General features: G+C 65.4%; 25 protein-coding genes, 1 tRNA gene and 1 pseudogene. 9 read left to right on the top strand and 18 right to left on the bottom strand.

Annotated features, from left to right (window positions below; translation table 11 throughout):
- The 6 genes from Q1V43_RS05240 to Q1V43_RS05215 all read left to right on the top strand — a co-directional run.
- Positions 1–515 (top strand): DALR anticodon-binding domain-containing protein (locus Q1V43_RS05240; protein ID WP_300514835.1); only part of this gene is annotated, 515 nt, incomplete at its 5' end.
- 89 nt (positions 516–604) lie between these two features.
- On the top strand, positions 605–1,687 hold the full coding sequence (locus tag Q1V43_RS05235) for an SPOR domain-containing protein (protein ID WP_300514832.1): 1,083 nt from the start codon (positions 605–607) through the stop codon (positions 1,685–1,687).
- Between the two features lies 1 nt (position 1,688).
- A complete protein-coding gene (locus tag Q1V43_RS05230) occupies positions 1,689–2,705 on the top strand; it encodes a glycoside hydrolase family 3 N-terminal domain-containing protein (protein WP_300514829.1) in 1,017 nt (338 codons plus the stop codon).
- Positions 2,698–3,492, top strand: a complete 795-nt coding sequence (locus tag Q1V43_RS05225) for a ScpA family protein (protein WP_300514827.1) — start codon at positions 2,698–2,700, stop codon at positions 3,490–3,492. Before Q1V43_RS05230 ends, Q1V43_RS05225 begins: the two co-directional genes overlap by 8 nt.
- A complete protein-coding gene (gene scpB / locus Q1V43_RS05220) occupies positions 3,489–4,142 on the top strand; it encodes an SMC-Scp complex subunit ScpB (protein ID WP_300514825.1) in 654 nt (217 codons plus the stop codon). Before Q1V43_RS05225 ends, scpB begins: the two co-directional genes overlap by 4 nt.
- A 301-nt stretch (positions 4,143–4,443) precedes the next feature.
- Positions 4,444–4,659 carry a hypothetical protein gene (locus Q1V43_RS05215; protein WP_300514823.1) on the top strand — a complete coding sequence of 72 codons (216 nt, stop codon included), beginning with the start codon at positions 4,444–4,446 and terminating at the stop codon, positions 4,657–4,659.
- Positions 4,660–4,945: 286 nt separating this feature from the next.
- On the opposite strand, the gene Q1V43_RS05210 is transcribed toward Q1V43_RS05215, so the two are convergent.
- From Q1V43_RS05210 to Q1V43_RS05175, 8 genes and pseudogenes are all read right to left on the bottom strand, one after another.
- Positions 4,946–6,034 carry a 2'-deoxycytidine 5'-triphosphate deaminase gene (locus tag Q1V43_RS05210; protein ID WP_300514821.1) on the bottom strand — a complete coding sequence of 363 codons (1,089 nt, stop codon included), beginning with the start codon at positions 6,032–6,034 and terminating at the stop codon, positions 4,946–4,948.
- A gap of 58 nt (positions 6,035–6,092) precedes the next feature.
- A tRNA-Pro gene (locus Q1V43_RS05205) sits at positions 6,093–6,169 on the bottom strand.
- A gap of 1,036 nt (positions 6,170–7,205) precedes the next feature.
- Positions 7,206–7,466 (bottom strand): annotated as a pseudogene (locus Q1V43_RS16615) (MerR family transcriptional regulator); the annotation flags it as partial.
- A gap of 74 nt (positions 7,467–7,540) precedes the next feature.
- On the bottom strand, positions 7,541–7,840 hold the full coding sequence (gene ihfA / locus Q1V43_RS05195) for an integration host factor subunit alpha (protein WP_300514815.1): 300 nt from the start codon (positions 7,838–7,840) through the stop codon (positions 7,541–7,543).
- Positions 7,841–7,964: 124 nt separating this feature from the next.
- The gene (locus Q1V43_RS05190; RefSeq protein WP_300514812.1) at positions 7,965–8,939 is read right to left on the bottom strand and encodes a beta-ketoacyl-ACP synthase III; all 975 of its coding nucleotides are present in this window, start codon (positions 8,937–8,939) and stop codon (positions 7,965–7,967) included.
- Positions 8,936–10,072, bottom strand: a complete 1,137-nt coding sequence (gene plsX / locus Q1V43_RS05185; RefSeq protein ID WP_300514809.1) for a phosphate acyltransferase PlsX — start codon at positions 10,070–10,072, stop codon at positions 8,936–8,938. Before plsX ends, Q1V43_RS05190 begins: the two co-directional genes overlap by 4 nt.
- 77 nt (positions 10,073–10,149) lie before the next feature.
- Positions 10,150–10,359, bottom strand: coding sequence for a 50S ribosomal protein L32 (gene rpmF / locus Q1V43_RS05180; RefSeq protein WP_300514806.1), 210 nt, complete (start codon positions 10,357–10,359; stop codon positions 10,150–10,152).
- Positions 10,360–10,564: 205 nt separating this feature from the next.
- Entirely contained in the window at positions 10,565–11,170 is a 606-nt protein-coding gene (locus Q1V43_RS05175; RefSeq protein WP_300514803.1) for a DUF177 domain-containing protein, read from the bottom strand.
- Positions 11,171–11,249: 79 nt separating this feature from the next.
- Between Q1V43_RS05175 and bamE the strand changes: the two genes are divergently transcribed.
- On the top strand, positions 11,250–11,702 hold the full coding sequence (bamE, locus tag Q1V43_RS05170; RefSeq protein ID WP_300514801.1) for an outer membrane protein assembly factor BamE: 453 nt from the start codon (positions 11,250–11,252) through the stop codon (positions 11,700–11,702).
- Between the two features lie 72 nt (positions 11,703–11,774).
- On the opposite strand, the gene msrB is transcribed toward bamE, so the two are convergent.
- Complete coding sequence (gene msrB / locus Q1V43_RS05165) at positions 11,775–12,182, bottom strand: peptide-methionine (R)-S-oxide reductase MsrB (RefSeq protein WP_300514798.1); 408 nt, start codon at positions 12,180–12,182, stop codon at positions 11,775–11,777.
- Positions 12,183–12,309: 127 nt separating this feature from the next.
- Between msrB and Q1V43_RS05160 the strand changes: the two genes are divergently transcribed.
- Positions 12,310–13,065, top strand: a complete 756-nt coding sequence (locus Q1V43_RS05160) for a GNAT family N-acyltransferase (RefSeq protein WP_300514795.1) — start codon at positions 12,310–12,312, stop codon at positions 13,063–13,065.
- A 31-nt stretch (positions 13,066–13,096) separates the two neighbouring features.
- Positions 13,097–14,911: an ATP-binding cassette domain-containing protein gene (locus Q1V43_RS05155; protein WP_300514792.1), complete on the top strand. Its 1,815-nt coding sequence runs from the start codon at positions 13,097–13,099 to the stop codon at positions 14,909–14,911.
- A gap of 76 nt (positions 14,912–14,987) precedes the next feature.
- On the opposite strand, the gene Q1V43_RS05150 is transcribed toward Q1V43_RS05155, so the two are convergent.
- From Q1V43_RS05150 to Q1V43_RS05110, 9 genes are all read right to left on the bottom strand, one after another.
- Complete coding sequence (locus Q1V43_RS05150; RefSeq protein WP_300514790.1) at positions 14,988–16,526, bottom strand: trimethylamine methyltransferase family protein; 1,539 nt, start codon at positions 16,524–16,526, stop codon at positions 14,988–14,990.
- Between the two features lie 227 nt (positions 16,527–16,753).
- Positions 16,754–17,398, bottom strand: coding sequence for a hemolysin III family protein (locus Q1V43_RS05145; protein WP_300514787.1), 645 nt, complete (start codon positions 17,396–17,398; stop codon positions 16,754–16,756).
- Between the two features lie 91 nt (positions 17,399–17,489).
- Positions 17,490–18,356 (bottom strand): YgcG family protein, encoded by an 867-nt coding sequence (locus tag Q1V43_RS05140; protein WP_300514784.1) that lies wholly within the window; start codon positions 18,354–18,356, stop codon positions 17,490–17,492.
- Positions 18,356–19,753, bottom strand: a complete 1,398-nt coding sequence (locus Q1V43_RS05135; protein WP_300514781.1) for a pyridoxal-dependent decarboxylase — start codon at positions 19,751–19,753, stop codon at positions 18,356–18,358. Before Q1V43_RS05135 ends, Q1V43_RS05140 begins: the two co-directional genes overlap by 1 nt.
- A 165-nt stretch (positions 19,754–19,918) precedes the next feature.
- Entirely contained in the window at positions 19,919–20,665 is a 747-nt protein-coding gene (gene tpiA / locus Q1V43_RS05130; protein ID WP_300514778.1) for a triose-phosphate isomerase, read from the bottom strand.
- A gap of 61 nt (positions 20,666–20,726) precedes the next feature.
- Complete coding sequence (locus tag Q1V43_RS05125) at positions 20,727–21,053, bottom strand: TfoX/Sxy family protein (RefSeq protein WP_300514775.1); 327 nt, start codon at positions 21,051–21,053, stop codon at positions 20,727–20,729.
- Positions 21,050–21,412, bottom strand: a complete 363-nt coding sequence (locus Q1V43_RS05120; protein WP_300514772.1) for an iron-sulfur cluster assembly accessory protein — start codon at positions 21,410–21,412, stop codon at positions 21,050–21,052. The genes Q1V43_RS05125 and Q1V43_RS05120 overlap by 4 nt, the downstream gene beginning before the upstream one ends.
- 162 nt (positions 21,413–21,574) lie before the next feature.
- The gene (locus Q1V43_RS05115) at positions 21,575–21,940 is read right to left on the bottom strand and encodes an SUF system Fe-S cluster assembly protein (RefSeq protein WP_300514769.1); all 366 of its coding nucleotides are present in this window, start codon (positions 21,938–21,940) and stop codon (positions 21,575–21,577) included.
- A 43-nt stretch (positions 21,941–21,983) separates the two neighbouring features.
- The coding region (locus Q1V43_RS05110; protein WP_366146206.1) for an Lrp/AsnC family transcriptional regulator at positions 21,984–22,415 on the bottom strand (432 nt) is incomplete at its 5' end.

Raw genomic sequence — 22,415 nt, 5'->3', positions numbered from 1 at the left:
TCGATCAGGTCGGCCCCGACGTGACCCGCTTCGTGATGCTCACGCGCAAGAACGACGCGCCGCTGGATTTCGATTTCGCGCGCGTGCTGGAGCAGTCGCGCGAGAACCCGGTTTTCTATGTTCAGTACGCCCATGCGCGGGTCTGCTCGGTGCTGCGCAAGGCGGGCGAGGCGGGGATCGCGGCCGATGATGCGACGCTGACGGCGGCCGATCTGGCATCGGTGTCGCACGAGGCCGAACTGGCGGTGGCGCGCAAGATCGGCGAATGGCCGCGCCTCGTCGAGATCGCCGCGCGCACCCATGAGCCGCATCGCATCGCGTTCTACCTCTACGACCTCGCGTCCGAGTTCCACGGCCTCTATCACATGGGCAAGTCGAACCCCGGCCTGATGTTCGTGCAGGAGGGTGATCCTGTTGCAACAGCGGCGAAAATCGCGCTGCCGCGTGCCGTGGCCGTTGTCATTTCCGCCGGTCTTGGTATTCTTGGCGTGACCCCGGCCGAAGAAATGCGCTGACCAAACAGGCGCTGCGGCCTCGGGGAAGAGCAGAGGCGAAGCAGTGAGCCGGCGGGATGCGTGCATCCGGCGCCGGAGGTAAGGCAGGCATGGCACAGGTCGATTGGGACGCGCAGATGCAGCCGGGTGGGATCCACCCGGACCCGCAGGCACATCATCAGGACGGGAACCCGCGGCGAGGGCGCGTACCGCTCACATCACTTGCCGGTGCGGTGCTGTCGGTGGGGCTGCTGGCGGGCGTTGGCGTCTGGGGATATGAGCTCGCGATGCGCGACGTTACCGGTGTGCCGGTTGTGCGGGCGCTGGAAGGACCGATGCGGGTTCAGCCTGCGGATCCCGGTGGAACCGCCGCCGAACATCAGGGGTTGGCGGTGAACGCCGTTGCCGCCGAAGGAGGGGCCGCGCGCCCGGCCGATACCCTGACCCTGGCCCCACAGGCCGCCGAGCTGACGGCCGAGGACAGTCCGGCCAACCCGAACGCCGCCGCTGCGGTTGCCGCGGCGCCCATGCCCGGGCGGGGCGCCGGGCCCGAAAACCTGGCCTCTGCAAGCGATCTTGCCGTGCTGGCGGCACTGGAAACCGATGGCACCGAGGGGGCCACCCAGGCGCTGGCCGGCACCCTGGCTGACAGCCTGTCCGAAACGACAGCAGCGTCGCGCGAAACCACGACGGCGCCTTCGTCCACCGAGGCTGTCGCGGTCGCGCCAGAGGCCACGTCCCCCGCGATGCCCGATGCCCAAAACGGACGTATCGCCGACGATGTGCCCGGTGTGCGCCGGTCGCCACGTCCCATCCGCCGCCCCGCCGCGCTGGCCATCGCGGCCTCCGTCTCGGTGTCGGCCCGCGGCGGTACAAGCCCTTCCACCGCCCCCGTGGCCAACGCTGCCGCGATGGACGAAATCGACCCGACCAGCCTGCCCGCGGGCACGCGCCTGGTGCAGTTGGGGGCGTTTGACAGCCCGCAGGTCGCGCGCTCGGAATGGGTCAGGCTGGCTGCCCGGTTCGAAGACTACATGGGCGGCAAGACCCGGGTGATCGAAGAGGCGCAATCGGGTGGCAAGACCTTCTACCGCCTGCGCGCCCACGGCTTTGCCGACCTGTCGGACGCACGCCGCTTCTGCTCGGCCCTGTTGGCCGAGAAAGCCGCCTGCATCCCGGTAATGACCCGGTAACATGGCCCGGATCGGCGCCTATATCCTGGGCTGCGAGGGGCTGAGGCTGTCGCGCGAAGAGCGGGATTTCTTCGAACGGGTGCAGCCCTGGGGCTTCATCCTCTTTGCCCGCAATGTGGCCGATCCCGACCAGCTGCGTGGACTGACCGCCGAACTGCGCGGCGCGGTCGGGCGAAATGCCCCGATCTTCATCGACCAGGAGGGCGGGCGCGTGGCCCGTCTGGGGGCGCCCTATTGGCGCGAGTGGCTGCCTGCGCTGGACCAGGTGACACAGAACAGGCGTGGTGCCGTGCGGTCGATGTATCTGCGCTACCGGCTTATCGCCGAGGAGCTGCGCAGCATCGGCATCGACGGCAATTGCGCGCCGCTTGCGGACATCGCCAACCCCGACACCCATCCGATCCTGATGAACCGCTGTTACGGCGAGGATGTGATCAAGGTGGCCGAGATCGCCGGATCGGTGGCCCAGGGTCTGGTCGATGGCGGCGTTCTGCCGGTGCTGAAACACATTCCCGGCCATGGCCGGGCAACCGCCGACAGCCATCTTGAACTGCCACGTGTGAACACCCCGGCGCGGGAGCTGAAATGGTCAGATTTCATGGCGTTCGAACCGCTGAACTGGCTGCCCCTGGGCATGACCGCCCATGTGGTGTTTGACGCGATAGACCCGGAACACTGCGCCACTGTCAGTCCGGCGATGATGGAGGTGATCCGCAGCCAGATCGGCTTTGCCGGCTGCCTGATGTCCGATGATATCTCGATGCAGGCACTGGACGGGCCCCTGTCGCTCAGATCCCGTGCCGCGCTGCGGGCGGGCTGCGACCTGATCCTGCATTGCAATGGCCAGATGGAAGAGATGGCGGAGGTCGTCGATGCCTCCGGCTGGCTCGGTGGTGAGGCGCTGGAACGGGCAGAGAAGGCCCTGACCTGGCGCCGCCCGCCGGAGCCCATTGACATTGCCGCGCTGGAAGCCGAATTTCAGAGCCTGATGATGGGTGGTCGGGCTTTGGATGGCTGAAGAACAGCAGGATGCGTTTGAACCGGATGTGATGAGTGTTTCGGAACGCATGGCGGCCGAGGCACTGATCGTCGACGTGGACGGGTTCGAAGGACCGCTCGACCTGCTCCTGACCCTGTCGCGCACCCAGAAGGTCGACCTGCGCAAGATCTCGGTGCTGCAACTGGCCGAGCAGTATCTGCAATTCGTGGACCGCGCCCGCAAGCTGCGGCTGGAACTGGCTGCCGATTACCTGGTCATGGCGGCCTGGCTGGCCTTTCTGAAATCCCGCCTGCTGTTGCCCCCGGATCCGACGGAAGAAGGGCCATCGGGCGAGGAACTGGCCGCCCATCTGGCCTTTCAGCTGGAACGCCTGCAGGCGATGCGTGACAGTGCCGCCAAGCTGATGGCGCGCGACCAGCTGGGGCGCGACTTCTTTGCCCGGGGCATTCCCGAGGACGTCACCCGGGTGCGCCGCGTGACCTATACCGCGACGCTTCTGGACCTGATGCAGGGCTATGCGCGCATTCGCACCAAGGATGAATTCCGCCCCTTCGTCATGGACCGCGAGGCGATCCTGACCATGGAACAGGCGCTGGAACGCATGCGCGGGCTGATCGGCTTTGCGGGCGACTGGACCGACCTGACCTCATACCTGCCCGAAGGCTGGGAGATGGACCCGAAGAAACGCCGCTCGGCCACCGCTGCCAGCTTTGCCGCCTCGCTGGAGCTGGCCAAGGCGGGTGCAATCGAAATCCGGCAGGGCGAGACCTTCGCCCCCATTCAAATCCGTAGGAAACCCGAATGAGCGAGACCGAGCTGGACCAGGAAGAAAGCCTGTTCGAAGCCCCGCCGATGGGCGAACAGGAGCGCATGGTGGAGGCGATCCTGTTTGCCTCGGCCGAACCGGTCAGCGTTGCCGACATGGAGGCGCGCATGCCCCATGGGTCCGACCCCGCCGAGGCCCTGGTTCACCTGCGCAAGCGTTATGAGGGGCGGGGTGTGAACCTGGTGCGCGTCGGTGACGCCTGGGCCATACGCACGGCGACCGACCTTGGCTATCTCATGCAGAAGGAAACGGTCGAGACGCGCAAGCTCAGCCGGGCGGCGATCGAAACACTGGCGATCATTGCCTACCACCAGCCGGTGACGCGGGCTGAAATCGAGGAAATCCGCGGCGTGTCGGTGTCGCGCGGCACCATCGACCAACTGATCGAGATGGAGTGGATTCGCTTCGGGCGCCGCCGCATGACGCCGGGCCGCCCGGTCACTTTCGTGGTGACGCCCGACTTCCTGGACCACTTCGGCCTGGAAAGCGCGCGCGACCTGCCGGGGCTGAAGGAACTGCGCTCGGCGGGGCTTCTGGAAAGCCGCCCGCCGCCGGGGATGATGCCCGGGCCCGAGCTGGAGGAGGAAGACGAGACGGGGGAAGGCCAGTCGGAACTGTTCGAGGACTGACGCGGATGCCGTGTCTCAAGAGCTCAAAATTATGAAATAGTTTTCGGAGGCGCGGCGATGGCCGCTGGCGCGGCCACACGTGGTGCTGCCAGGGGTGCGCCCGTCGCGAGGGTGTCATTTGCCCGCTGCGTTCGACCGGGGGCTTTGCCCCCGACGGCCTGACGGCCTCCCCCCAGGATATTTGTGGAAAGATGAAAGGGCGGGGGTGGCATCCCCGGTGCGCGACCGGCGCCCCGGGTTTTCCTCGAAAACGCCCATTTCGTGGTATAAGAGCAGGCAGAGCAGAGCGAGGAGAGGTGGCATGAACCTCAATCAGATCGTCAACATGATCCTGCGCCGGGTAATGCGGCAGCTGATCCGCAAGGGTGTCGACAAGGGCATCGGCATGGCCGCGGGTGGGCGGAGCGCGCGAAGCGGGGATGACATGACGCCCGAGGAACGCAAACGCGCCCGGGCCGCGAAGGAAACCGCGCGCAAGGCCAAGCGGGCCGCCCGTCTGGCGCGGCGCATGCGTTGAGCCCTCGGGGAAAGTGACGTGGTGCGGGGCGCCCGTACCCGGGTCATGCGAGGATCGGAGCAGACCGCAGGAGGTTTGCCGGCATTCATTTCCCTTGATCGGCCTAACCGACGATCAAACCTGTGCGGTGTCTTGCTTTGCCGGGCGAATATCGGGTTCCTGTTCCGAGACACGGGTGCGTGTCGGGCCCAATGCGTTCGGGGTGCGGGGGTGATGCGGCGGTAACTGACCTTCTCATGGGGCAATGGAAACCGCCTGTTCCGGACGGGGCCGTGAGGCGGGCCGGTCACATGCGGAAATGCTTGGACAGCTTCAGCCCCTGACCCTGGTAGTTCGACTTGATGTCCTGGCCATAGAGCGCCTCGGGAACCGCGCTCATGCGTTCGTAGACCAGCCGTCCGACCACCTGGCCGTGTTCCAGGACGAACGGAGCCTCGTGGCAGCGGACTTCCAGAACCCCGCGTGATCCGGCGCCCCCGGCGGCGTCATAGCCGAAACCGGGATCGAAGAACCCTGCGTAGTGCACGCGGAATTCACCCACCATGGCCAGGTAGGGCGCCATTTCGGCGGCGCAGTCGGGCGGGATGGCAATCGCCTCGCGCGAGACCAGGATATAGAAGGCGCCGGGGTCGAGGATGATCCGCCCGTCGGAGGTGCGGACCTCCTCCCAGTAGTCCGCAGGGTCGTAATGGGCCAGTTTCGACAGGTCCACCACGCCGGTGTGGCGCTTGGCGCGGTAGCCGACAAGATCGCCGCCTTGCGGGCGCAGGTCGACGGAAAAGCCCAGCCCCTCGGAGATCACCGGTTCGCCAGAGACAATCGGGCTGCGGGCGTGCACCTGGTGCAGTTCGCCATCCGCGAGCACGGTCTTGCCCTTCCGGAAGATCACCTGGTTCAGGAGCTGCCCGGGCTGGGCCACCACGGAGAAGCTCTGCGGGCAGATCTCGGCGTAGAGCGGCCCGTCATAGCCCTCCTGCACACGGTCGAATTCAATGCCGTTGTCGGTAATGACGCGGGTCATCAGGTCGACGCGGCCGATCGAGCTTTTGGCCGAAGCCGCTGCCGTCATGCCTTCGGGGAGCGCCAGGCGTTCCATCAGCGGCACCACATAGACACAGCCCTTTTCCAGCACCGCACCACCGGTCAGGGTGATCTCGTGCATGGTGAGTTCGTCCAGCCGATCGGTCACGGTCGATCCCTTGCCCGGCAGGAAGGAGGCACGCACGCGATAGGCGGTGTCGCCCAGGCGCAGATCAAGGCTGGCGGGTTGAATCTGTTCGTTCAGGATCGGGGAAGAGGCGGCAATCGCACCTTCGGTGATCATCTGGCGGATCTGGTGATCGGCCAGAACGCCGGTCTTCAACGTGGCACCCATATACGTCCCTCCTGCGGATACAAAAACACCCGCCGGAGAACCCGGCGGGCGGTTTTGTTGGTCGGGCTAGCAGGACTCGAACCTGCGACCTTCCGTCCCCCAGACGGACGCGCTACCAGGCTGCGCCATAGCCCGACGTGAGGCTCTTCATAGCGTTTTTCGCGGGCAGGGCAAGCAGCAAAACGCAAGTTTTTCACCTTTTCGCCTATTGCATTCCGCGGCGCGGGGCCTCGCGTTTCATACGGCCCGACAGCTCCTGCAACCGGTCGCCAAGCGCGCGCATCTGGGCGGGCGATCCTTGCGGCGAACGGGTTGCCAGCCGACGCATCCGGGCGGCCAGCGAAGGACCGGCGGGGGAGATGTCACCCTCGTCAGGGTCCGCCGGGATATGCGAGATATCCACGGCGGCGGAGGGGGGCGGGGAGGGGGCGATCTCTGCCTCGTCCGGGCTGTCTGGATCCTCCCGGGTCTGAACGCTGTCTTCTTCCGGGGGGGCTGATTGCTGTTCCGCCTGTTCCCGCACGGCGTCCGATGCCAGGTCTGCAACCGCGTCCGCGACCGTATCCGCCACGATTTCGGAGACGCGATTCGTGACCGTGCCGGGGTCCGGCTGCCCGGGGGGGGGCATGTCGGTTGCCTTCGGGGAGGCAGCGGCCACGGGCCCTTCTGCATCAGCGGTATCCGCCTCACCCTCTGCCGGTGTGGCACGTGGAGTTTCAGCAAGATCCGACGACGGGACCGCGGCGTCTTCGGCGCCGGTTTGGTGCGGCGTGTCGCCGGAGGCCGGGGGCGCGGTGAACCCGGCGCCATGCGAGTGGAATTCGACCGCGTCGGAGCTTTCCAACACTTCGTCGCGGCTCAGATCCTGTGAGGCGGGTGCGGTGTGGGCACCGAAATCGAAGCCCGGTTGCGCCGGCACGGCGGGCGCCTCGGCGCCCGGGCTCGGTTCCGCATGCGGCGGCGTGTCGGCCGGTTGCTCGTCTGCCGTTCCGGGCGGCGTAGCGGCGAGTTTGTCCTCAGCGGTGGTAGACGGTTCGGTCGGTGTGTCGGGTGTCGGTTGGGATGTCGGATCGGGTGACGCTTCCTGTTCCGCGGCGGGTTTGCGCAGTTCGACCACATTGGAAGGGGCCATATCCACGACCGGCCCCTTGTCCAGCGGCGGTGACATGGCGGCGACATGTTTCACGCCCTCTTCGCGCAAGAGTTTCTGCACCCCGCGGATGGTGATGCCGTCATCATGCAGAAGCTTGCGGATCCCGCCCAGAAGCTCCATGTCCGCCGGGCGATAATAGCGCCTCCCTCCGGCCCGTTTCACCGGCTTCACCTGGGCAAAGCGGCTTTCCCAGAAGCGCAGAACATGGGTGGGCACGCCAAGCCATTCGGCCACCTCGCTGATGGTCCGAAAGGCATCGGGAGACTTCTTTTCCATGATCCTGACCGTATCGTTGGTGCTGCTCGTTCTTCACACGATGCCTTCGGGGCGAACGTCCCGCCCCCGGGGGTGCATCAGCCCTTGTTGCCGTCCGCCACGCGGTCCTTCATCAGGTGCGAGGGGCGGAACGTCAGAACCCGGCGCGGCAGGATCGGGACTTCCTGGCCGGTCTTGGGGTTGCGGCCCACGCGGGCGGCCTTGTCGCGGACCGAAAAGGTGCCGAAGGAGCTGATCTTGACGCTTTCGCCATCCGCCAACGCATCGGACATGTGGTTCAGAACGCTTTCCACCAGCTGCGCGCTTTCGTTGCGCGACAGGCCGACTTCGCGGAAAACGGCTTCGCTCAGATCCATGCGTGTCAATGTCTTGGTCATTCTATCCCCCGGAAATTCCTGATGGCGTGTTGCAGGGAAGAATGCGGGGATCGGTTTTCCGAGTCAATATCAACGGGTTGTGAAACCCGGTTCATGCGCCGATTGAGGGGGGGGTGAGGCCGAATTACCAGCGCAGAACCACGGCTCCCCAGGCCAGACCGCCGCCGATTGCCTCTGTCACCAGCAAATCGCCCTCATTGATCTTGCCCTCGGCCTTGCCCACGGAGAGCGCCAGGGGAATCGATGCGGCAGAGGTGTTGCCATGATCCTGCACCGTGACGATGACGCGATCCATCGGTACACCCATCTTCTTGGCCGTGCCCTGGATGATGCGGATATTGGCCTGGTGCGGCACGATCCAGTCGACATCGTCGTCGGTCAGACCGGCTTTCTCCAGCGCGGTTTCAGCGGTTTCGGTCAGCTTGCCCACCGCCTGGCGGAACAGCTGGTTGCCCTGCATGCGCAGGTGGCCCGATTTCTGGGTGGTCGAGACGCCGCCATCGACATAGAGCATGTCGCGCAGGCGGCCATCGGAGTTCAGGTCGGCGGACAGAATGCCACGATCTGAATTCTTGCCCGTGCCCTCCTGCGCCTCGATCACCAGTGCCCCGGCGCCGTCGCCGAACAGCACGCAGGTGGCGCGGTCGGTCATGTCCAGAATGCGCGAGAAGGTTTCGGCCCCGATCACCAGGGCGCGTTTGACCTGGCCCGAGGCGATCAGCGCGTTGGCATTGGTCAGGGCAAAGACGAAACCGGCGCAGACCGCCTGAACGTCGAAGCCGAAACCGCGGCTCATGCCCAGCTGGTTCTGGACCATCGTGGCAACCGAGGGGAAGGTGAGGTCCGGGGTCGAGGTGGCGACGATCACCAGATCGATGTCGTCAGGCTCGAGCCCGGCGTCCTTCAGGGCGGCCTTGGCGGCTGAGGTGCCCATGTGCGAGGTGGTTTCGCCTTCGGCTGCGAAATGGCGCCGTTCGATGCCCGAGCGCGTGCGGATCCATTCATCCGACGTGTCCACAAGCTCTTCGAAATGGGAATTCGGAACCACCCGTTCGGGCAGGTAATGCCCAACCCCGGTTACAACGGCGCGTATCGTCATTCCGCCTGCTTACCCTCTTGGCCCACTGGGCTTTGTTGTCGCCTCGGGGTCTCATGCCCCGGCATCACGGCATCCTGACGCGGAGCGGAGGCGGATGCAACCCGTGCCGCCAGTTTCTGCGTGAAGCCGCCTTCGGCCAGGCGGAAGGCCAGTTTCACGGCGGCCGAGACACCGGTTGCGTCGGCCGAACCGTGGCTTTTCACCACCGTGCCGTTCAACCCCAGGAATACGCCGCCGTTGACCCGGCGCGGGTCGATGCGTTTCGACAGGCGGCGCAGCGAGGTCATCGCCAGAAGGGCCGCGATTCGGGACAGCGGCGTTGCCTTGAACGCCTCGCGCAGCAGGTCGCCCACCAGGGTAGCGGTGCCTTCGCCGGTTTTCAGGGCGATGTTGCCAGTAAAGCCGTCGGTCACGATCACGTCCACATTCGCGCCGGGGATGTCGCCCCCTTCGACGAAACCGACGAAGTCGAAATTGGCGCCGGGGGCAGCGGCGTCAATCATCTCATGCGCCGCCTTCAGCTCGGCCCGGCCCTTGTGCTCCTCGGTGCCGACGTTCAGCAGCCCGATGCGGGGACGGGGCAGGCCCAGACCGTTGCGCGCGTAGGACGCCCCCATCAGCGCATATTGCAGCAGGTCGCCTTCATCGGCGCGCACATCGGCGCCGACGTCCAGCATGACATTGAAGCCGCCCGGGTTGCGCGAGGGCCAGAGGCAGGCGATGGCCGGGCGGTTCACCCCGGGCAGCTTGCGCAGACGCACCATCGACAGGGCCATCAGCGCGCCGGTATTGCCGCAGGAGACAGCCACGTCGGCCTCGCCCTGTTTTACCGCGTCCACGGTGGACCACATCGAGGTCTGCTGCCCCTTGCGCATCACCTGGCTGGGTTTGGCGTCCATGGTCACGACCTCGTCGCAATGACGGATCTCGCAGACCTCGGCGAGGTCGCGGCGCTTGGCCAAAAGTTTTTCGAGATGAGGTTTGTCGCCATGCAGGATGAACCCGATGTCGGGGTTCTTGTCTGCCGACAAGGCAAGACCGGCGACTACTGCCGCCGGTCCGCGGTCGCCACCCATGGCGTCGACCGAAATGATGGTGCGTTTCGTGCTGCTGCTCGTGCCGGTCACGGTCATACCTTACCCTGTTCGGGCTTTTTTGCCCTGTTCAGGTTCTGTACTGACATGCCGCACGGGCGGCGACAAGGGGCGGCTTACGCCGCGTCCTCGTCGTCGAACTCGGCCTCGTCCACCATGGCAACGACTTCCTTGTCGTCATAGTGGCCGCAGGACGGGCACACGTGGTGGGGGCGCTTCAGCTCGCCGCAGTTCGAACATTCGTTCGGGTTCGCGCCTTCCAGGGCGTGGTGCGAGCGGCGGTTGTTGCGGCGCGACTTGGATACTTTGTTCTGTTGGACAGCCATGTCTCAACCCATTCGTTCGGGGGCCCCGGGGCCCGGTTTTGTCGTGTGTCTCGTCGGTTTCCGGCGCGTATACGCCCATCGTGTGGCGCGCCGCAACCCGGTTTGTTCATGAAGGCCGCGAAAATACAGCGAATTGCCGGTTTGGCAAGCGAATTATCGGGTCAAGTCACCGCATGCCCGGGGGCGGGACGCCTTGGCGGGCTTGTCAGCCCTCGTCCTCGCCCCCCTCATCGGAATCACTTCCCGACCCCAGCGCCGCCTTCAGCGCGGCCAGGCCGGCGAAGGGTTTGGTGTCCTCGTCGGTCATCGCCTGTTTGCCCGGTTCGGTGAAATTCACCTGTTTCAGGCTCGCCCCTTCGGCCTGCGGATAGAGCGGGATGGCCAGCGCCAGCGCCTCCAGCGCGACCATGCCCAGGTCGATCACCTCTCCAAGCGGTTCCTCGCCGGGATCCTCGGGCATCTCGGCCTCGCTTGCGGTTTCGGGCTCCAGCGCGGCCCGCCAGCTGCGCTCAATGTCTTCCTCAAGGCGCGTGGTGACAGGTTCCAGAGTGATCACGCAGGGTTGGATCACCGTGGCGCCCATGCGCCCGGTAAAGCGCCAGTCATGTTTTCCAAGGGGTGCGAGCTTGCCGGTCAGGCGCATCTTGCGCAGCCCGTCGAGCCCCAGTTCGGCGGCGATGGCGGCCAGGGTAGATGTATCTGGCACCAGTTCGATCTCGACCACCCGGCCCTGCGGCAGGTCGGAGGGCCGGATCGGGTGGCTCAGCGAAGCGGGGTTTTGCGGGGCAGAAGGCGGGGAAGACTGGCTCATCTGGTTTTCGTTCCTTGCGGCTTGCATGATCCTTGGGTAAGCGGATAGGGATACAGGGATTACTTCGCAAGGGGGCGACATGTCCATACAGCGCAGCATTGTCAAAGGATTGACGGGTTTGGCCATCATCGCGGTGCTGTCCGCCTGTTCCGCCACCTACCGCAACCACGGCTATGCCCCCAGTGAAGAAGAGCTGTCATTCGTGGTGGTTGGCGTTGATACCCGCGATACCGTGGCCGCCGCGTTCGGCAAGCCCGGCACGGCAGGGCTGCTGACCGAAGGTGGCTGGTACTATGTGCAGAGCCGGTTCAAGTCTTTCGGGCCGCGCAAACCCGAAGAGATCGAGCGCGAACTGCTGGCCGTCAGTTTCGACGAGGACGGTGTGGTGGAGAATATCGAACGATTCGGGCTTGAGGACGGCCGGGTCGTGGTCCTGTCGCGCCGCGTGACCGACAGCAACATCAAGGGTGTGAGCTTCATCCGCCAGCTGTTGGGCTCGATCGGCCGTGTGAACGCCGAAGACCTGCTGTAACCTGCCACCTTCGGACGCGGGGGGGCCAGGCGCCCTCCGGAAGCAGGGGCCAGGCGCCCTCCGGGCGCGGGCTCAGCCCTCCGGCTCGTCCGGTTTGAAATCCAGCGCCACCCCGTTGATGCAATAGCGCATGCCGCCACGATCGGGCGGGCCGTCCGGAAAGACATGTCCCAGGTGCGCGTCGCAGCGGGCACAGGTGACTTCGGTGCGGACCATGCCATGGCTGGTGTCGCGATGCTCGTCGATGCCGGCGCCTTCGGCCGGGGCGGTGAAGGAGGGCCAGCCGCAGCCACTTTCGAATTTCTCGTCCTTGGTGAACAGGGGCGCCCCGCAGCAGGTGCAGGTGAACGCGCCCGGACCCTCGGCGAACCCGGGATGCGAAAAGGGGCGTTCCGTGGCCGCCTCTCGGGTTACGCGATAAGTCAGATCATTCAACTGCGCGCGCCATTCGGCCGCAGACTTCGTCACCTTGTCGTTCATGCCGTCCCCCTTTCGGTCGATTCGCGTGGCACACACCTGTCGCATCTTGTGCGTACATGGGTGTGAGGACATATTTAGGCCGGTGGCGGGAATGCGCCAAGGGGCCGGCAGAGGCCCGGAGATCACGATGCCGACATTGACCAAGGGGCGCTATGTCGCCCGTCTGGCGGAAACGCAGACCGACGTCGCAGTGGCCCAGGCCCTGCGCCATCGCTGTTTTGTCGACCCGCAGGGCGCGGGGCTGGATGCCGACGGCTTTGACGGGGTCTGCGCCCATGTGCTGGTCGAAGAGGGCCAATCCGGCGCCCTTGTCTGCTGTTTCCGCCTCATGCCGCTCGACAGCGGGGCAGCGATCGGAGGCAGCTACTCGGCCCAGTTCTATGATCTTGGCGCGCTGGAGGCGTTTACCGGCCGCATGGTCGAAATGGGCCGTTTCTGCATCGCCCCCGAGGCCCGCGACCCCGATATCCTGCGCGTCGCCTGGGGCGCCATGACCCGGTTCGTGGATGACCGGGGCATCGAGATGCTGTTCGGTTGCTCCAGCTTCAGCGGCACGGACGAAGCCGCCTATCTGGACGCCTTCGCCTTGCTCAAGCATCGTCACCTGGCGCCGAATTGCTGGTTGCCGCGGGTCAAGGCGCCGCGTGTCATTCGCTTTGCCCAGACGCTTCGGCGCAAGCCCGACGCGCAACGGGCCATGCGGACCATGCCGCCGCTTCTGCGCACCTATCTGCTGATGGGCGGCTGGGTCAGCGATCACGCGGTGGTGGATACGGAGCTGAACACGCTGCATGTCTTTACCGGGCTCGAGATTGCCGCCGTGCCGCCGGCCCGCGCCCGTTTGTTGCGCGCCGTGGCCGGTCAGGCGGGCCTGCGGCGTTGACGAAGGCGGCACAACAGCCTACCTCGCCCCCATGGCACGTATACCCCTTCTTCAGCTCACCGACATTTCCCTGACCTTCGGCGGCGATCCCGTGTTCGACGGGCTCGACCTTGTGGTGCAGCCCGGCGACCGCGTGGCGCTGGTCGGGCGCAACGGGTCAGGCAAGTCCACCCTGATGAAAGTCATGGCGGGGCTGGTCGAACCGGATCGCGGCGAACGCATCCTGCCGCCGGGCATCACCACCGGCTACATGCAGCAGCACCCGGATCTGTCCGGTTTTGCCACCCTTGGCGATTTCGCGGCTTCCGATCTTGAGCCGGGCAGCGAATACCTGGTCGAACGTGTGGCCGAGGGGCTGAAGTTCGAACCCGACACGGATGTGTCCACCGCCTCGGGCGGGGAACGCCGCCGCGCGGCGCTGGCCAAGCTGCTGGCCGAAGCGCCCGAGCTGATGCTGCTGGACGAGCCGACCAACCACCTTGATATCGAGGCGATCACCTGGCTGGAACGCGAACTCAGCTCGACCCGCGCGGGTTTCGTGCTGATCTCGCACGACCGCGCCTTCCTGCGCGCGCTGACCCGCGCCACGCTGTGGATCGACCGCGGACAGGTGCGCCGGCAGGAGAAGGGATTCGAGGCTTTTGAAGCCTGGCGCGACAAGACCTGGGACGAAGAAGACCAGCAGCGCCACAAGCTCGACCGCAAGATCAAGGCCGAGGCCCGCTGGGCCGTCGAAGGCATCTCGGCCCGACGCACCCGCAACCAGGGCCGCCTACGCGCGCTACATGCGATGAAGGCTGACCGGGCCGCGCAGATCAAACGGCAGGGAAGCGCCGAAATGGCGCTGGAGTCGGGGCCGAAATCGGGCCGTCGAGTGATTGAGGCAAAAGGAATTTCAAAGACTTATGGCGAGAAGCTCATCCTTAAATCCTTCGACCTGCGCATCATGCGCGGCGACCGGGTGGCCCTGGTCGGCCCCAATGGTGCGGGAAAGACGACGCTTCTGAAGATGCTCATCGGGCAGGAGGCGCCGGACGCGGGCACGGTCACTCTGGGCACGGGGATCGAAATGGCGGTCTTCGACCAGAACCGCGCGACCCTGGATGACGACGCCAGCCTGTGGGAGAACCTGACCCATGACCCGACCATGGGAATCTCGGGCCGCTCGGACCAGATCATGGTGCGTGGAAATCCGAAACATGTGGTGGGCTATCTGAAGGAATTCCTGTTCGACGAGGCCCAGGCCCGCGCGCCTGTGCGCAGCCTCTCGGGCGGGGAAAAGGCGCGGCTGATCCTCGCCAAGATCATGGCGCGGTCATCGAACCTGCTGGTGCTGGACGAACCGACCAACGACCTGGATGTGGAAACTCTGGACCTGCTGCAGGAGCTGTTGGGCGACTATGACGGCACGGTCATTCTGGTCAGCCACGACCGGGACTTTCTGGATCGCGTGGCGGCGACAACCATCGCCATGGAGGGCGACGGGCGCGCGACGGTTTATGCGGGCGGCTGGACGGACTACCGGGCGCAGAGGGGCGAAACGGCCGCGGCGAAAGTCTCCAAGCCCGCGAAAGCCCCGAAGAAAGAGGCCAAACCCGCCGCGCCCACGCCCCCCAAGGCAGGGCTGTCCTATGTCGAACAACACCGCCTGGAAGCGCTTCCCGCGGAACTGGAACGCCTGGAGGCGGAGATAGCCAGGCTGGAACAGTTCCTGGCCGACCCGGAGCTGTTCACCAAGGAACCGGTGAAATTCCAAAAAGCGTCGGAAGGGCTGGTCGAACGGCAGCAGAAGCTGGCCGCGTCGGAAGAGGAATGGCTGGAACTGGCGGAGAAGGCCGAGGGGTAGGGGCCGGGAAACCGCTGCGGTATCCATCACCATGCCCCCCTGCAGCAGCAAACTGCCGCAGGGGACCGTCCCGGGCTCAGCCCGGCAGGTGGATGTTGAACCGCTTGCGAATCTCGGCGTCCAGAACCGGGTTCAGCCGGGCGGCGGAGGGTTCTGACAGGATTGCCTCCTTGCGGGCGGTGGCCAGGTCCAGCAGGTCCGGTTTGCCTAACTCGGCCCATTCCTTGGGCGAGGTGCGGCTTCCCAGGGCGGGATAGGCGAATTCGGTCTCCATCAGGCGCAGCGTCTTGTCTGCGCCCAGATAGTGGCCCGGCCCGTCCAGGCAGACCGATTTCATCAGCTCGATGTCGACGCTGTCCTCGGTCACTTCGATCCCGCGCACGCAGCGCAGTGCCTGGCCGATGATGTCGTCCCCCAGGATCAGGCTTTCGTGGCAGAAGCCCAGCAGGGAGGCGTGCATGCCCGCCGCCTCGTACACCATGTTGAGACCGGACAGACCCGCCATGACGTTCGAGCACATCTGCTCCCACCCGGCCTGCATGTCGGGCAGTTTCGCGTCCGAGAACCCCGCCGCGGCCCCGCCGGGCAGGCCGTAGAACCGGTGCATCTGGGCGCAGCCCGCGGTCAGCAGCGCCTGTTCGCCCGAGCCACCGGACATCGAGCCGGTGCGCAGGTCGACGACGAAGGGCCAGGTGCCGAAGATCGCGGGATGACCCGGTTTGATCGCGTTCACGTAGCACACTCCGGCCAGGCATTCCGCCACGGCCTGCACGATGGCGCCCGCCAGCGTCGGCGGGGCGGTGGCGGTGGCCATGCCCGCCGACAGCAGCAATACGGGCATACCGGCGGCGATGACCTTCTCCATCACCTTGCAGCTTTCGGTGGCAAACTTCATCGGTGGCACGACGAAACAGTTCGAATTCGACACGAAGGGACGCTCGCGCCACTTGTCCTCGCCGCCTGCGATCATGTGCAGAAGTTCGATGCCGTCATCAACGAAATCGGGCTCGGTGAAGGAAGTGCCGACATGTTTGGTGGTGCCCGAGACCGAGGCGTAGATCGAGTTCAGGTCCATCTCGCGGTTGTCGGGAATGTCGCGGCAGACCATCGGGCGCTGCAGGAAGTGGATATTGTCCAACTTGTTCACGATGCGGGCGGCGTCATGCAGGTCCTGCACCGTGCTGTCGCGGTATTCGCGGCCATGGGCGTCGACCAGGTGCACTGCGGCCCCGGCGGTACCGTAATGCACACGCGCGCCGCTCAGGTCCAGGTCATGTTGGCCGTCGCGGCTGTGAAGGGTGATGTCCTTGGCTGCCTTGGCCAGCATGTCCTCGACCATGGCACGGGGGAAATAGAGCCGCCCCTCGCGGTAGTCGCAACCGGCCTTGGTCAGAATCTCGACACCGCTTTCGGGCGCGTCGCCCAGGCCGATCTGTTCCAGCGCGTCCAGGGCGGCCTGGTGGATGCGCTCCATGCCGGCCTGGGTCAGGGGCTGGTACTGGCCACCTTCCAGGCCCGCACGAATGGGGCGTTGATCTTTCGAGATGGGGGCGGCCCGCAGGGCCTTACGGGCGGCACGACCGCCGGAACGGCGGGAGGGTTTCATTGAGGTCATGATTTGGTCCGTGATTTGGGAATTGGGGAAAGGGTGGGCTTACGCCACGCCCGGTCGCCCCCGTGCGGCACGGCCCCGCTCGGCCCCGATGGTCACGACGACCAGGGCGATTTTCCACAACATGCGATCCATGCGCTCCTCCGGACTTTCAGCTTGGCGAAGGAAATGCGACAGGTCTGGTCTGTTTGCGTCATTCGTGCCGGGGCACGCATTTTTTGGAAAAGCCGTCAGGCTGCGGCCACGGTGACGACCGCCGCATAGTGGGTCGAGGCCGCCGCCAGCACCATTCCGTGCCAGATCGCCCGGTTGAACGGCCAGTCGTCGCGGTGGTGAAACAGGGTGCCCAGCGTATAGGTCAGACCTCCCACAACGATCAGCACCGAGGCTGCCACCGGCAACGCCTTCACCATCGGGACGACGGCGATGAGCGCCAGCCAGCCCTGCACAAGGTAAAGCACGTGGGTCGTGCGATAGAACCGGTGGAAGAAGAAGAGCTTCAGGAACACGCCGACAACGGCGATGCCCCAGGCCGCCGAAGCCAGGGCCACGCCTTTGGCCCCGCCGATGCCGATCAGCGCCATTGGCGTGTAGGTGCCCGCGATCATGATGAAGATTGCCGCGTGGTCGAAACGGCGCAGCACCGCGCGGGCGCCCGGGTGCAGGCACATGTTGTAGGCGGCCGAAAAGGCGAAGGTGGCGATGAGGCCGATGGCGTAGATGATCAGCGCAGGGATATGGCCGCCCGGCGCGGTCATGGCCGCCCAGATCACCAGCGCGATCGCGCCGATCAGCGCCGCCGCCACCCCCAGCCCATGCACGATCCCGTCTGCCAGGTGTTCGCCAAAGCTGTGATCCAGACCGTATTTCTTCATGTTGCCTCCCGTCCCCATTCTAGGCCGGGAAACGGTCAAGGCGAGGATGACGTGGCGTAGGCGCGGTCACAACTTTGCGACTCGGGTTTCTCTACCAACGTCCCGAGGCACCGCCGCCCGAACTGCGCCCGCCACCAAAACCACCGCTCGTTCCACCGCCTCCGCCGGAGCGCGAGGAGGAGGACGAGAGCCGCGAAATCAGGTAGGTCGTGACGGTTTCGTGGTCGCAATGGCGGCAGGTCACAGTCTTGCGCCCCTGGCCCGGATGAAGGGTCGACGCGGGCTGGACGGTTTCCTTTTGCGTGCGCATGCCGCGCAATCCACAGCTTGGGCATCTGCGAAACCGGTCCAGGATGCGCTGACCAAACAGGAACAGCGCCAGGACGGCCCCTGCAATGGCAACGAACAGCCCGACATTGACGTTGTCGGCCTGCGGTCCCGACAGGGCCTCTGCCGGGGGCTCGCGTCCTTCGGCAAAGGGCTGGACGATCCATTCGATCACCCGGTCCGTCCCGTTCAGGATGCCGGTGGCATAGTCGCCCTGCTTGAAATGCGGCAACATGTCGAGGCCGATGATATATTCGGCAGCGATATTGTAATCGCGCCCATAGCCCTCGCCCAGTTCGATGCGCATGTCGCGGTCCCGGGTCAGGATCAGGATCAGGATGCCGTCGTTGCGATTGGCATTGCCGATGCCCCAGTCGTTGAAGAGGCCTGTTGCGAAATCCTCCAACCGACTGCCGGGCACCCAGGTCTCGCGGGTGTCGAGAGTGAGCACGGTCATGTCGACCCCGGTCGCCTCGCGCAGCTCGGTGAGGCGTGCGCGCAGGGTCAGCTCGGTAGCGGTGTCCAGCACCTCCGCCCGGTCGTTCACGTAGGGGTTGTCATAAGACGGGTAGCTCTGCGCGGCGGCCAGATCGGGCAGGAGCAGGACAAGAACAGCAAGAATTCGGAACATCAAAGATCCCCTGAAAGATCCTTCAAAACAGTGGGGATCATCATGACATCTTCGCGGGTGCAGTCAAACTGTCCGACCTGGACGCGGATGACGAAACTGCCTTCATGGGTGGTCTGGGTCAGGTAGATACGCCCGTCATTATTGACCCGTTCCAATAGCGCGGCGGTGCGCGCGTCGTCGTGAAAGCGAAAGGTAAAGAGCGACAGGATCGGGTCGGTGGTAATCCGGAACCCGGGCAGGGCGGCGATGGCATCGCAGGCCTCCTGTGCCCAGGAAACATGGTTGCGGATGCGGCTGCGCAGGCCGGAAAGCCCCTCGGCGCGGATCAGGAACCAGATTTTCAGCGCGCGGAAGCGGCGGCCCAGCGGCACGGTCCATTCGTTGTAGTTCACCACTTCGTCCGCGCCCTGGGTTTCCAGGTAATGCGGGCGAAGTCCGAGGGTGGCAATCTGCGGGCGCGGATCGCGCAGGAACTGCACCGCGCAGTCGAATTGCGCGCCCAGCCATTTGTGCGGGTTGAAGACCACGCTGTCGGCTTTCTCGATCCCCGCCCAGAGCAAGCGGAATTCCGGGCAGATCATTGCGGACCCGGCCCAGGCGGCATCCACATGCACGGGCAGGCCGTGGGCATGGGCCACGTCGATACAGGCGCCGATCAGGTCGCAGGCGCCAATCGAGGTGCCACCGGTACAGAGCACCACGCCCGCCGGTTTCACACCGGCCAGCTTGTCCTGTTCGATCAGGGAGTCGAGCGCCTCGGGGTCCATCGAGAAGGTCTCGTGCCCCTCAAGGCCCGGCACCTTGACCAGGTTGTCCTGGCCGATGCCCGCAAGCCGCACCGCCTTGTCGACCGAGCTGTGGGTCTGGGCGCTGGCATAGAGGCGCAGCACCGGCCCGCCGGCAAGGCCCCTGGTCAGCCCGTCATGCCCCAGGGCCTGTTCGCGCATGGTCAGGACAGCCGACAGGGTGGCGGTGGTGGCGGAATCGTGGATCGTGCCGGTCAGGTCGCCGGGCAGGCCGAGCGCGTCGCGCAGCCAGTCGATGGTCAGCGCCTCCATCTCGTTGGCTGCGGGGGCGGTCTGCCAGAGCATCGCCTGGGCGGCCATGGCATTGGCCAGCTGTTCGGCCAGCATCGACACCGGCGCGGCATTGGCCGGGAAATAGGCGAAGAAGCGCGGGTGCTGCCAATGGGTCATGGCATCGGGCACGAGGCGGGTGAAATCCTTGAAGATGCGGTCGATCGGTTCGGGGTGCTCCGGGGCCGGGCCTTCGATCCGGGCGCGGAACTCACCGGGGCCGAGGTTCGGGCGCACCGGTTGGTCACGCAGCGAGGCGTGGTAGTCGCGGGCCCAGTCGGCAGCGCGTTTGGACCAGTGGTTCAGCTCGTCGTGGTTCATGGAAGGGCTCCGGTCTGCATTTTGCTGAACATGTTAAATATACAGGAGGGTGTCAAGTGCGGGCGTTGCCCGGCACCGCCGCTGACGCACCGCGTGACGAGGCGCGGGGCCCTGGCCCTGTGCCGATAGGCGTCCGAGTTGAGCGGGTTGCGCGGGGAGGCCCGCTCAGGCGTTCTCCAGCGCGGTGATGATCGGGCCGAAGTCCTCGGCCTTCAGGCTTGCGCCGCCGACCAGGGCACCGTCCACATTCGACACGGCAAAGATCTCTTCGGCATTGGACGGTTTCACCGAGCCGCCATAGAGGAGGCGGGTGGAGCGGCCGATACCGGTGCCGAACCGGCGCTCCAGCTCGTCGCGGATGAAGTCATGCACCTCGCCGATCTGCTCCAGCGTCGGGATCTTGCCGGTGCCGATCGCCCAGATCGGTTCATAGGCCACGACCATGTTCCGGGCATTCACGCCATCCGGGATCGAGCCCGCCAGCTGCCCGCCGACGATGGCGAGCGTATTGGTGGCCTCGCGTTCGGCCAGGCTTTCACCGACGCAGATGACGGCGGTCAGGCCGGCGGCAATGGCCGCGTTGGCCTTGTCGCGCACGTCCTGGTCGCTTTCGCCATGGTCCTCGCGGCGTTCGGAGTGCCCCAGGATCACGTGGCTGGCGCCCGCGTCCTTCAGCATCATGGCCGAGATGTCGCCGGTATGGGCGCCGCTGCCCGCTGCGTGGCAATCCTGCCCGCCGGTGGCGATGGCGTCTCCGGCGGCGTCGCTGACACGCGACAACAGCGTGGCGGGGGGGCAGATCAGGATATCGACGCCCGGGGCGCGGTGGGCCTCTTTCAGCGCCGCGATCTGGGCGAGGTCGTCCCCGGTCCCGTTCATCTTCCAATTGCCTGCTGCCAGTTTGCGCCGCATGTCCGTGCCTCCAATTCGTTTGGGGGCAGGGATAGCGCAAACACCGCGCAAGGCAAAGGGGTCAGGTGAGCGCAGACAGCGCCTTTCGCGCCCAGGTGCAGGCCTCGTTCGGGTCGTCCAGCAGATCTTCGGGCAGGTACCAGTAGGGCATGGAGGAGGGGGCACCGTCTTTGCGGGTGTAGCTCCAGTGGCGCCAGCCAGCCGCGTTCAGCTCATCGTCGAACCCGTTTGCGCCTTTCAGAAGAATTGCGCCATCGGAATGCACCATGGCGAAGATCGTGCCATCCGCATAGAGGCAGAGCCCGCCCATCATCTTGCGGGTGGTCAGCGGGCCGAGCCCTTCGAAGAGTTCGAGCGCGAAGGCAATATCCCCCTCGGAGAGGCTCACTTCGCCGCCAGGTCTTCGTCGAACTTGATCGATTCGCCGCAGCCGCAGGCCTCGGTCACGTTGGGGTTGTTGAATTTGAACCCGCTTTCCAGCAGTCCGACCTCAAAGTCGATCTGGGTGCCGAACAGGAACATCTGCGCCATGGGGGCGATCATCACCCGCGCGCCGTCCTGTTCGACGACCTCGTCAAGGGGATCGACGTCGTCGACGTATTCCATGGTGTATTCCATGCCTGCGCATCCGCCCTTCTTGACGCCGATGCGCAGGCCCTTGTGGCCCTGTTTGCCCATCAGCCTGGCGATCTGGGCAGCGGCCTTTTCGGTCATGGTCACGGCTTGTTTGCCGGGGATGGAGAACATTCGGATGATCCTTTTCGCTTGACCTCAATCTAAGGCCGCCGGCCGCTGATCTCAAGACGGGGAATGCGAGGCGGGCCGTTCTGGCGCCCTGTCTTTGCCTGCAGGAAAAAAACAGGCCGGGAGAGCCCCGGCCATGTTCGTTTTGTCACCCCCTTGCGGAGTTTACATGAAGCCCAGTTCCAGCCGCGCCTCATCCGACATCATTTCCATACCCCAGGGTGGTTCCCAGGTCAGCTCGACAGTGACCTGCTGCACGCCCGCCACCGGCTCGACCGCCTCCTGGATCCAGCCGGGCATATCGCCGGCCACCGGGCAGCCCGGTGCGGTCAGGGTCATGATCACGCGGACAATATTGTCATCGCTAATCTCGATCGTGTAGATCAGGCCCAGATCGAAGATATTCACCGGGATTTCCGGGTCATAGACCGTTCGGCAGGCCTCGATCACCGCGTCATAGAGCGGGTGTTCGTGGGTCGAGGGCTTGATCAGCGGCTCCCCCTCGAGGTGCTCAGGCGTTTCGGTATTCATCGCGCGTCCTCAGATAAACCTGAGCGAACATATAGGGAATAGCTCAGCCGAGGTCCAGAGGCAGGGCGGTCGCATGTTTCTTTTGTCGCAGCACGAAATGGGTGGTCGAGCTGCGCACGATGCCCAGGCCCAGCACCTTTCGCATCAGGAAATGCTCCAGCGCCTCGGGGTCTGTCGCCACGACCTTGAGCAGGTAGTCGTCGGCCCCGGTGATCGAACAGCATTCGATGATCTGGTCCTCGGTGGCGACGAAATCGTCAAAGGCGCGGATCGTGGGTTCGGTGTGGTCGATCAGCGAGACATGCACATAGGCGCGCGTGTTCAGCCCCAGTTTCTTCGGGTTCAGAAGGGCAACCACCCGTTCGATGATCCCGGCCTTCTCCAACCGCCTTATGCGACGCCAGGCGGGAGAGGTGGACATGCCCGCCGCCTCCGCCAGTTCCTGTGTCGGACGTTTGGCATCCTGTTGTAACAG

Origin of the sequence: Aliiroseovarius sp. (assembly GCF_030148435.1) — a bacterium.
Taxonomy (GTDB): Bacteria; Pseudomonadota; Alphaproteobacteria; order Rhodobacterales; family Rhodobacteraceae; genus JASBTN01.
The sequence above is the reverse complement of the archived record's forward strand: the minus strand, read 5'-3'. Positions and strand labels throughout refer to the sequence as shown.

Bases quoted from the DNA above. Each gene is read 5' to 3' on its own strand.
- Q1V43_RS05140 (WP_300514784.1), bottom strand. From the start codon at position 18,356: ATGTTCCGAATTCTTGCTGTTCTTGTCCTGCTCCTGCCCGATCTGGCC.
- Q1V43_RS05155 (WP_300514792.1), top strand. From the start codon at position 13,097: ATGGCACGTATACCCCTTCTTCAGCTCACCGACATTTCCCTGACCTTC.
- Q1V43_RS05120 (WP_300514772.1), bottom strand. From the start codon at position 21,412: ATGTTCTCCATCCCCGGCAAACAAGCCGTGACCATGACCGAAAAGGCC.
- Q1V43_RS05150 (WP_300514790.1), bottom strand. From the start codon at position 16,526: ATGACCTCAATGAAACCCTCCCGCCGTTCCGGCGGTCGTGCCGCCCGT.
- Q1V43_RS05145 (WP_300514787.1), bottom strand. From the start codon at position 17,398: ATGAAGAAATACGGTCTGGATCACAGCTTTGGCGAACACCTGGCAGAC.
- Q1V43_RS05115 (WP_300514769.1), bottom strand. From the start codon at position 21,940: ATGAATACCGAAACGCCTGAGCACCTCGAGGGGGAGCCGCTGATCAAG.
- ihfA (WP_300514815.1), bottom strand. From the start codon at position 7,840: ATGACCAAGACATTGACACGCATGGATCTGAGCGAAGCCGTTTTCCGC.
- Q1V43_RS05225 (WP_300514827.1), top strand. From the start codon at position 2,698: ATGGCTGAAGAACAGCAGGATGCGTTTGAACCGGATGTGATGAGTGTT.
- Q1V43_RS05135 (WP_300514781.1), bottom strand. From the start codon at position 19,753: ATGAACCACGACGAGCTGAACCACTGGTCCAAACGCGCTGCCGACTGG.
- rpmF (WP_300514806.1), bottom strand. From the start codon at position 10,359: ATGGCTGTCCAACAGAACAAAGTATCCAAGTCGCGCCGCAACAACCGC.
- Q1V43_RS05230 (WP_300514829.1), top strand. From the start codon at position 1,689: ATGGCCCGGATCGGCGCCTATATCCTGGGCTGCGAGGGGCTGAGGCTG.
- tpiA (WP_300514778.1), bottom strand. From the start codon at position 20,665: ATGCGGCGCAAACTGGCAGCAGGCAATTGGAAGATGAACGGGACCGGG.
- msrB (WP_300514798.1), bottom strand. From the start codon at position 12,182: ATGAACGACAAGGTGACGAAGTCTGCGGCCGAATGGCGCGCGCAGTTG.
- Q1V43_RS05210 (WP_300514821.1), bottom strand. From the start codon at position 6,034: ATGGGTGCCACGTTGAAGACCGGCGTTCTGGCCGATCACCAGATCCGC.
- Q1V43_RS05160 (WP_300514795.1), top strand. From the start codon at position 12,310: ATGCCGACATTGACCAAGGGGCGCTATGTCGCCCGTCTGGCGGAAACG.
- Q1V43_RS05190 (WP_300514812.1), bottom strand. From the start codon at position 8,939: ATGACGATACGCGCCGTTGTAACCGGGGTTGGGCATTACCTGCCCGAA.
- Q1V43_RS05215 (WP_300514823.1), top strand. From the start codon at position 4,444: ATGAACCTCAATCAGATCGTCAACATGATCCTGCGCCGGGTAATGCGG.
- Q1V43_RS05235 (WP_300514832.1), top strand. From the start codon at position 605: ATGGCACAGGTCGATTGGGACGCGCAGATGCAGCCGGGTGGGATCCAC.
- scpB (WP_300514825.1), top strand. From the start codon at position 3,489: ATGAGCGAGACCGAGCTGGACCAGGAAGAAAGCCTGTTCGAAGCCCCG.
- bamE (WP_300514801.1), top strand. From the start codon at position 11,250: ATGTCCATACAGCGCAGCATTGTCAAAGGATTGACGGGTTTGGCCATC.
- plsX (WP_300514809.1), bottom strand. From the start codon at position 10,072: ATGACCGTGACCGGCACGAGCAGCAGCACGAAACGCACCATCATTTCG.
- Q1V43_RS05175 (WP_300514803.1), bottom strand. From the start codon at position 11,170: ATGAGCCAGTCTTCCCCGCCTTCTGCCCCGCAAAACCCCGCTTCGCTG.